We start from the raw sequence: 7,918 nt of genomic DNA on the forward strand, positions 1-7,918 counted from the left end.
GGATCATCCAGCATCTATGTTGAATGACCCACCGCCATCGCGAGCAGGCTCGCTCCCACAGGTTTTACAGCGTCAGGGTTCCGGAAATACAGGTCACAATTGAACCACCAATCCAGATCTCATCGCCAATCCGCTCGACCGCAATTCGCCCGGCCCGCCCCATGGTCAAGCCCTGACTCACCACATAGGACGCCGGCGCCAGCCCTTCGCTGAGCAGCCATTGGGCGATGCCAGCATTCAGGCTGCCGGTGGCGGGATCTTCCGGCATGCCGTCGCCGGAAATGAACGCCCGCACTTCGAACTGTGCGTCATCGCCGTCACGCTCGGGATGCCACGGCGCAATCACGCCAACCGCGAGGCCGAGCATCTGCGTATGGTCCGGCTGAAGATCCAGCACCTGCTGGCGATCCTCGACCATCACCGCCAGCCAGCCAGCGCCGTTATCGACCCACTGTGCCCGCACGATGGCGCCCGGCTCCAGTCGGAGCCCACGTCGCACGCGCTCCACCAGATCCGCCTGCACCGGCCCGGTCTTGAGCAGTGGCGGTGCGAGAAAGGCCAGTTCCGCGCCTTGCCGGCGCACCCGCACCAGGCCCACGCCGCATTCCTGAATGATCTCCTCGCCCTTGGGCACGCCACCGGCTTCGAGCCAGGCATGGCAGGTGCCCAGGGTCGGGTGACCAGCGAACGGCAACTCGTTCAGGGTGGTGAAAATCCGCACCCGGTAATCGGCCCGAGGGTCCTGCGGGGCGAGGATGAACGTGGTTTCACTGAGATTGGTCCAGGTGGCGAACGCCGCCATGCGCTCATCGCTGAGCTCATCGGCGCCGAACACCACGGCCAACGGATTGCCCTTGAGCGCAACGCGGCTGAAGACATCTACTTGCTTGAAATCGAATGCGTGCATGGCCTGCCTTGGTCTTGGTGGATTCGAAAGGTCTTACTTGGGAATTTCCAGCCCGCGCATCACCGCCGGCCGCGCCAGGAAGCGCTCCAGCACCCGCGTCACGTTCGGGAAATCCTTGATGCCCACCAGATCGCCCGCCTCATAGAAGCCGATCAGGTTGCGCACCCACGGGAATGTCGCGATGTCGGCGATGGTGTAGCGCTCGCCCATGATCCAGTCGCGCCCCTGCAGACGTCCATCAAGCACTTTTAACAAACGTTTACTTTCCTCGACATAGCGATCCCGAGGGCGTTTGTCTTCGTAGTCCTTGCCGGCGAATTTATTGAAAAAGCCGAGCTGGCCAAACATTGGCCCGATGCCACCCATCTGAAACATCAACCACTGGATCGTCTCATAACGCGCAGCCGATTCCTGGGCCAGCAACTGCCCGCTCTTGTCGGCGAGGTAAATCAGAATCGCCCCGGACTCGAACAACGGCAGCGGCAGGTCGTCCGGCCCGTGGGGGTCGAGGATCGCCGGGATCTTGTTGTTGGGGTTCAGCGACAGAAACTCGGGCGACAGCTGGTCGTTGGTGTCGAAGCCCACGCGATGCGGCTCGTAGGGCAGGCCGATCTCTTCGAGCATGATCGACACCTTGACGCCGTTGGGGGTCGGCAACGAGTAGAGCTGAATCCACTCAGGGTATTGGGCTGGCCATTTTTGGGTGATAGGGAAAGCGGACAGATCGGTCATCACATGGATCCACGAAGAGATTGAGAGGCACGATCATAGTGTGAGTGGCCGCAGGCTGCGACGTACGGCGTATCGATATTGATGATTACCAAGATCAATGGATTGCAGTCTTCTCCTGCGACCGCCCCGTGTACTGTGTCCATAAATCCGCAACATCCTGTCGATAACCTCTGCTCCAACCCGTTCATGGTTGTCGATACATTGCTGCGCATGCCGCCGGAATCGAACCAAACGGGCCTCAGTGGACTCTGAGTGCTGCCCTTTCGGAAACGGACCGGATCATCGACATGGAAAACACCCGACGCTGGGAGCGCGTGGTGTAAAGGTTTGTCAGCCTTAACCGAATGCGCTGAAGAACCCTTATTCCATGATGAACCTTATGAAATTGGTCCAACGCTTCAAGCATCGCACCTATGTCGTGCTGCCCTCCCTGTTGGCAATCAGTGCGCTGCTCCTGTCGTTTGTCGTCAGTGAAAGCCGCGCCCAGCCGGCTGACGGCACCCAGACGCTGGTTTTCCTGCGCCACGCGGAAAAACCCGCCGGCGGCCTCGGCCAGCTCAATTGCCAGGGCCTGAACCGCGCCATCGACCTGGCCACCCTGCTCCCGGAAAAATTCGGCAAGGCCAACTACGTGTTTGCAGCCAACCCGACGCGCAATGTCGAGGAAGGCGAGCTGGATAATTCCTACAGCTACATTCGCCCCCTGATGACCATCAGCCCCAGCGCCATCAAGCTCGGTTTGCCGGTGAACATCAACTTCTCGGCCAACGACACCAGTGACCTGGCCGACGAACTGCTGCATGACAAGTACCACAACTCGGTGATCTACACCGCGTGGTCCCACGGCTACCTGCCCGAGCTGATCAACAAGGTCGCCGGCGAAGCGGTCGGCAAGAAACAGAACATCACCGATGACTGGGAATCCAGCGACTACGACTCGCTGTATGTACTCACCCTGACCTGGCACAACGGCAAGGCCAGTCTGCAGAGCCACAGCTACAAGCAAGGCCTGGATAACGGCCGGGAAACCTGCCCGACATAAGGGCGACCTGTAGGAGCCAGCTTGCTGGCGATGCAGACGCCGCGGTGTTTCGGGAGCACCGCGTTATCGTTCATCGCCAGCAAGCTGGCTCCTACAAGGTTGGGGGTTACGGCAGCAGGATGACTTTGTCGCCACTGCCCTCATTCACTTCGGTATAACGTTCCAGCCCTTCGGCCAATGGCGATTCGAACAGCCCTTGTGGCAACGGCAACAGGTCCTGGTCGAAGAACCGGCCGAACTGATCGAGCATCGCCGCGCACGCCTGCACGCCGTATAGCAACGAGTTGATCCCCACCACCGAACCGCCCTTGCGATACAGCGCCAGGGCCGGCAATTGCACCTGGCCATCCACCGGCGCGGCGATGATCGCGATGCGACCAAACGCGGCCAGTGCAGGGACGGAGGCTGGTAACCAGAACCCGGTGGTGTCAAAAATCACGTCGGCGCCGCCGGTGTAGACCGCATTCACCTGCGCGCCCAAGTCCTCGGGTTTATCCAGCTGCAACGTCTGATACCCCTGAGCCTGCAAGTCCTTGACCTGCTCCGGCCGACGCGCCGCCGCCAGCACCTGGGCGCCACGCACCTTGGCCAGCGCCAGCGCAGCACTGCCGACCGCCCCGCCACCGATCACCAATAACCGCGTTTGTGCGCTCACCAGGCTGCGCTCCAGCGCATCCCACGCCGTGGTGTAAGGCACGCCGAGGCTGGCGGCCTGGGCAAAACTCAGGTGCGTCGGTTTGCGCGCCACACCGTTGGCCGGCAGCTTGACGAATTGCGCATGGGAGCCGTCGGCGAAAAAGCCCAGTTCACGGCCGGTGCCCCACACTTCCTGACCGATCAGCGCCTGCGGGCCTTCGACGACTACACCCGCAAAATCACGCCCGGGAATGCGCGGCAACGTGGTGTAGGGAAAACGTCCCAGCACATTCTTCACATCGCTGGGATTGAGGCCGGCGGCCTTGATTTGCACCAGCACTTCATCGGCGCCGGGCACGGGGGTCGGAACCTCGACATAGCGCAGGGCCGAAAGGTCGCCGGTTTTGTCGAACTGCAATGCTTTCATGGAAGTGTCCATCCAACAGGGGAAAGGGAATTCAGGAGATCCAGCCAGTGACCAGTTGCCGCCCCATGGGCCACAACTTTTCACCGGCGAGCATGCCCAGCAGGCCCACCAACGCGATGGCCGGTGGTGCGGGGGAACGAAAATCCAGCGCGCCGTAAAGCAGACCGACGCCCAGACCGATGACCAGCGAGATGAGGTAGCTCATGGCAGACTCCGTGGGCAATTGAGGGATGCCCAAAGTCTAAAGGCCGGCATCCGCGAGCATCGGCCAAGTGCTTCTGAATTCCGGCCAAACCACCCGCAATAACCTGTAGGAGCCAGCTTGCTGGCGATGGGCTCATGAACGACGCGTTTATTCAGACAACACGCGTTATCGTTAACGTCCATCGCGAGCAGGCTCGCTCCTACAGGAAAACTGCGAGGGCGCGACACCCAGCTCCCGACGGAACATGTCACTGAAGCTGCTCGGCGAGTAGCCCAGCTCCCGGGCGATCGCACTGACCGGCGCCCCCTGGATCAGCTCCGCGACCGCAGTCGCCAGTTGCACTTGTCGCCGCCACTCGGCGAAGCCCATGCCCAGACCGTCCTTGAACAGCCGCGCCAGGGTGCGCACGCTGGCCCCGGCATTTTGCGCGTGTTGTTCGAAGGAAACGTCCAGCGATGGTGCAGCCATGACGGCCTGACACAGGTTCATCAGGCGCCGGTCGGAATCATCCGGCAACGGAATTTTCAACAGCGAACGCCTGGCTCGCCGCAGTTCCAGCAGCGCCAGCCCGACCAGCGCCTCGTAATACTCCGGTGCGCCGTCGTCGCCCTGCTCCACCAGCCCGACGATGAGCTCACGCAGCAACCCGCCCACTTCGATCACCTGGACCGTGTCGTCCAGCGTCGCCGCCAATGCCGGACGCAGGTAGATGTTGCGCATCTGCAGGTCCGAGACCACGCGAATGCCGTGAGGCACGCCCGGCGGCAACCACACCGCCCGTTGCGGCGGCACCACCAGCGCCTCATGCGGCGTTTCGACCCACATCACCCCGCTCATCGCATACAACAACTGGCCCCAGACATGCTCGTGGGGTTCGATGAACAGCCCGCGCGGATAGGTGCGCGCCAGCGGTTGCACGGGCACATCGGTGTCACTCAGGTCGGGGGGCGCGGCAAGGGCCATGGTCAGCATTCATCGGGGGTTTTCAGAAAATCCATGATAACCAGCCGCAGACCTCATCGCCACTGGCCGCAGCCGTCTGACAATCCGAATGAATTTTCCGTACCGCCGACGATCCTTCTATTACTACAGGGAGGAATACGGGCTTTATGAATAACGCAAAACTTTTCGTCATTGAATACACCCTTCATGGCGTCCCAAAGTCTTTCATCATTCGCCTGGACAAAATGGACAATGCGCAGGCTTGGCATTGGGCGAGTTGCGACGCCGGCGTGGGCCGGATCCCGCGCTTTGGAAGGGAGAAAGTGCAAAAGACCAGCAAGCCGATGGCGGAAAAATTCGGCGTGGAAAATGTCACTTGGCGGCCAGCAAGCTAACCACTGTAGGAGCGAGCCTGCTCGCGATGGACGTTAACGATGACGCGCATCTTCTGCTCAAACGCGTCGCTCGTGAGTCCATCGCGAGCAGGCTCGCTCCTACAGTCAGTGTTGGGCGCACTTGCAGTCTTTGTGCACGCATTCTTCACCGTGTTCATGGTGTTTGGCGCAGGCTTCGCAACAGTAGTGCTTGCCGTGACGTGCGATCGGATGCTGGCCCAGTTTGCAGTTGCATTTCGGGCAGTCGCATTTACTTTCGCTATCGATCATGAGTCTGACTCCTGAGGTGGTGGTCGTCGGGGCTACAACCCGTCTCACCAGTGTAGAAGTTGCCACAGACGACGCAGCCCAAACCTGTAGGAGCGAGGCTTGCCCGCGAAGAACGATAACGCGATGTAACTGGTTAGATCGCGGCATCTGCTTCGCGGGCAAGCCTCGCTCCTACAGGAAAGCGAAAGCGGTCAGGCCTGGCGGGTGTTGCTGCGATACATGAACACCAGCGCCAACCCGAGCAACACCATCGCCAGTATCCGGCTGCCGGACAGCTCGATCTGCGGGTTGCCCAGCCAGCCGAAGTTATCGATCAGCATCCCCATGCCCAGCTGCCCGACGATCACCGCGACCGTCGCCACCGCCGTACCCACCCGTGGCACCGCCCCCACCATCACCATCATGTACACCACGCCGAACAGCGCGCCGCTGAGCTGCCATTTCGGCACGTCCAGCAGGCTCACGGCATGGGCCGGCTCGAAAAACAGGATCAGCAACCCGGTGCTCACCGCACCCACCACGAAAGTCAACAAACTGCTGCGCAGCACACCGACCGTTTCGCCCAGACGCCCATTGATGGCGGCCTGAACACTCAACACCGCACCGGCAGCCACGACCACCGCCAACAAAATAATCAGATTCATCATTAACCCCGCGCAATCAGAACAAGTGCCGCCACAATCAGCAGCAAGGCCAGCCAACGTTCACCGTTGACCTTTTTACGAGTGGCGCCGAACCAGCCGAAGTGGTCGATCAGCACGCTTTTACCGACCTGCCCGGACAGGATCGCGATCATCGTCATCGCAATGCCGATGTACGGCGTGGCCAGGGTCAGCACCACCACGTAGATCGGCCCTAGAAAACCGCCGATCAACTGCCAGCGCGGCAGGTCGCTGAAGGCCGGTCCCTTTTGCGGGCCGCTGAGCAACAGCAGGAAAAACAGGATCGCCGAGCCGACGCCGAAGATGCTCAACGTCGCCCACAAGTGACCGACCTGAACCCCCAGCGGCCCGAGCAGACCGGCCTCCACGGACAGGCCCATACCGGCCAGGATCACCAAAGGCAGCAGCAAAAGCCGCAACCCGGGTTTGGTTGCTGGTGTGACAGCGATGTCGATTGAAGAAGATTGCATAGAGAACTCCTGTGTTATCGATCAACACACAATCCCTGTAGGAGCCGGCTTGCTGGCGATGGCGTCCTCGAGATTGCTATCGCCGGCAAGCCGGCTCCTACACGGGATTTGTGTTGTCGGTGTGATTGGCGCGCATTATCGGCTGGCGCTGCTGTGCGATAAATGGGAGCATCCTGACAACACTTTTGCGTAACTCGCACAGCAGGATTCTTCATGCACGGCCTCCACGAATTGGGTTTCAAGGCACTTCGGCTGTTTGTCGCGGTACTCGACCACGGCAGCTTCTCTGAAGTCGCCCGCCGCGAGGGCCTGGCGCCGTCGTCGATTTCCCGGCAGATCCAGTTGATGGAGCAGGCGCTGAGCCAGCAATTGCTTTACCGCCACACCCGTGCGGTCACGCCGACGGAAGCCGGACGCTTGCTCGGCGAGCATGCGCGATTGGTGCTGGTGCAGTTGGAGGAAGCCGAACAGGCGTTGCAGGAACAACAAAGCGAGCCGAGCGGGCTGGTGCGGATCAACGCGCCGGTGGTGTTTGGCCAGCGGCACCTGACGCCCTGGCTGGGGCAACTGTGCGAGCGTTACCCGAAATTGCAGCTGGATATCCAGCAGACCGACAGCTACGTCGCACCGTTACAGGAAGGTGCCGACCTGCTGTTTCGCATCGGCCCGCTGCACGATTCGAGCATGCAGGCGCGGATTCTGGCGCCACAACGCTTTCAGGTGGCGGCGAGCCCGGCGTACTTGAAACGCCATGGCACACCGTTGCATCCCGAAGACCTCGCGGCGCATCAATGCCTGGCCTACAAAGGCGTGGCCGGCCAGCAACGCTGGTTTTTCCGCCAGGGTCAGCAGGACTGGAAGCCCTACTCGGTGAAGGGACCGATCACCGGCAACCACGCCGACACCCTCACACAGGCCGCCGAACAAGGCCTGGGCCTGGTGATGTTTCCGTCGTGGCTGATTGGTGAAGCGGTGCGCAACGGCACGCTGGTGCCGGTGCTGGGGGAATATCAGGTGTCCAACAGCCTTGAGCCGCAACAGATCGCCGTGCTCTGGCCCGGGAGCCGGCGGTTGTCGGTGAAGGTAAGGACGGTGATTGATTTCTATGTCGAATGCTTCGGTTCCGTGCCGTATTGGGACAGGCCCTGACATAGACAGCACAACCTGTAGGAGCCGGCTTGCCGGCGATGGCGTTGTGTCAGGCGCCATCAATGTTGACTGACATATCGC

General features: G+C 61.1%; 11 protein-coding genes. 3 read left to right on the forward strand and 8 right to left on the reverse strand.

The window, feature by feature from the left end:
* Positions 1-64: 64 nt before the first annotated feature.
* Both KGB24_RS27535 and KGB24_RS27540 read right to left on the reverse strand, forming a co-directional pair.
* Positions 65-907: a PhzF family phenazine biosynthesis protein gene (locus tag KGB24_RS27535; RefSeq protein WP_223413868.1), complete on the reverse strand. Its 843-nt coding sequence runs from the start codon at positions 905-907 to the stop codon at positions 65-67.
* A 33-nt stretch (positions 908-940) separates the two neighbouring features.
* On the reverse strand, positions 941-1,639 hold the full coding sequence (locus KGB24_RS27540; RefSeq protein ID WP_008035182.1) for a glutathione binding-like protein: 699 nt from the start codon (positions 1,637-1,639) through the stop codon (positions 941-943).
* A 367-nt stretch (positions 1,640-2,006) separates the two neighbouring features.
* Here KGB24_RS27540 and KGB24_RS27545 point away from each other — a divergent pair, with 367 nt between their 5' ends.
* Positions 2,007-2,681: a hypothetical protein gene (locus KGB24_RS27545; RefSeq protein WP_008035181.1), complete on the forward strand. Its 675-nt coding sequence runs from the start codon at positions 2,007-2,009 to the stop codon at positions 2,679-2,681.
* A 106-nt stretch (positions 2,682-2,787) separates the two neighbouring features.
* Here KGB24_RS27545 and KGB24_RS27550 read toward each other — a convergent pair whose 3' ends face one another.
* The 3 genes from KGB24_RS27550 to KGB24_RS27560 all read right to left on the reverse strand — a co-directional run bounded on the left by KGB24_RS27550 (position 2,788) and on the right by KGB24_RS27560 (position 4,912).
* Positions 2,788-3,744, reverse strand: coding sequence for a zinc-binding alcohol dehydrogenase family protein (locus tag KGB24_RS27550; protein ID WP_223413867.1), 957 nt, complete (start codon positions 3,742-3,744; stop codon positions 2,788-2,790).
* A 31-nt stretch (positions 3,745-3,775) separates the two neighbouring features.
* Positions 3,776-3,949 carry a DUF1427 family protein gene (locus KGB24_RS27555; protein ID WP_008035179.1) on the reverse strand — a complete coding sequence of 58 codons (174 nt, stop codon included), beginning with the start codon at positions 3,947-3,949 and terminating at the stop codon, positions 3,776-3,778.
* Between the two features lie 171 nt (positions 3,950-4,120).
* Positions 4,121-4,912 (reverse strand): AraC family transcriptional regulator, encoded by a 792-nt coding sequence (locus tag KGB24_RS27560; protein WP_223413866.1) that lies wholly within the window; start codon positions 4,910-4,912, stop codon positions 4,121-4,123.
* A gap of 146 nt (positions 4,913-5,058) precedes the next feature.
* Between KGB24_RS27560 and KGB24_RS27565 the strand changes: the two genes are divergently transcribed.
* A complete protein-coding gene (locus KGB24_RS27565; RefSeq protein ID WP_008035177.1) occupies positions 5,059-5,286 on the forward strand; it encodes a DUF6555 family protein in 228 nt (75 codons plus the stop codon).
* A gap of 105 nt (positions 5,287-5,391) precedes the next feature.
* On the opposite strand, the gene KGB24_RS27570 is transcribed toward KGB24_RS27565, so the two are convergent.
* The 3 genes from KGB24_RS27570 to KGB24_RS27580 all read right to left on the reverse strand — a co-directional run bounded on the left by KGB24_RS27570 (position 5,392) and on the right by KGB24_RS27580 (position 6,688).
* The gene (locus KGB24_RS27570) at positions 5,392-5,556 is read right to left on the reverse strand and encodes a metallothionein (protein WP_008035176.1); all 165 of its coding nucleotides are present in this window, start codon (positions 5,554-5,556) and stop codon (positions 5,392-5,394) included.
* Positions 5,557-5,747: 191 nt separating this feature from the next.
* Entirely contained in the window at positions 5,748-6,200 is a 453-nt protein-coding gene (locus KGB24_RS27575) for a DMT family transporter (protein WP_192419822.1), read from the reverse strand.
* 2 nt (positions 6,201-6,202) lie between these two features.
* Positions 6,203-6,688 (reverse strand): DMT family transporter, encoded by a 486-nt coding sequence (locus tag KGB24_RS27580; RefSeq protein ID WP_008035174.1) that lies wholly within the window; start codon positions 6,686-6,688, stop codon positions 6,203-6,205.
* Positions 6,689-6,901: 213 nt separating this feature from the next.
* Between KGB24_RS27580 and KGB24_RS27585 the strand changes: the two genes are divergently transcribed.
* On the forward strand, positions 6,902-7,837 hold the full coding sequence (locus KGB24_RS27585; RefSeq protein WP_223413865.1) for a LysR family transcriptional regulator: 936 nt from the start codon (positions 6,902-6,904) through the stop codon (positions 7,835-7,837).
* Positions 7,838-7,918 lie beyond the last annotated feature (81 nt).

Origin of the sequence: Pseudomonas sp. BF-RE-25 (assembly GCF_019956105.1) — a bacterium.
Lineage (GTDB): Bacteria > Pseudomonadota > Gammaproteobacteria > Pseudomonadales > Pseudomonadaceae > Aquipseudomonas > Aquipseudomonas migulae.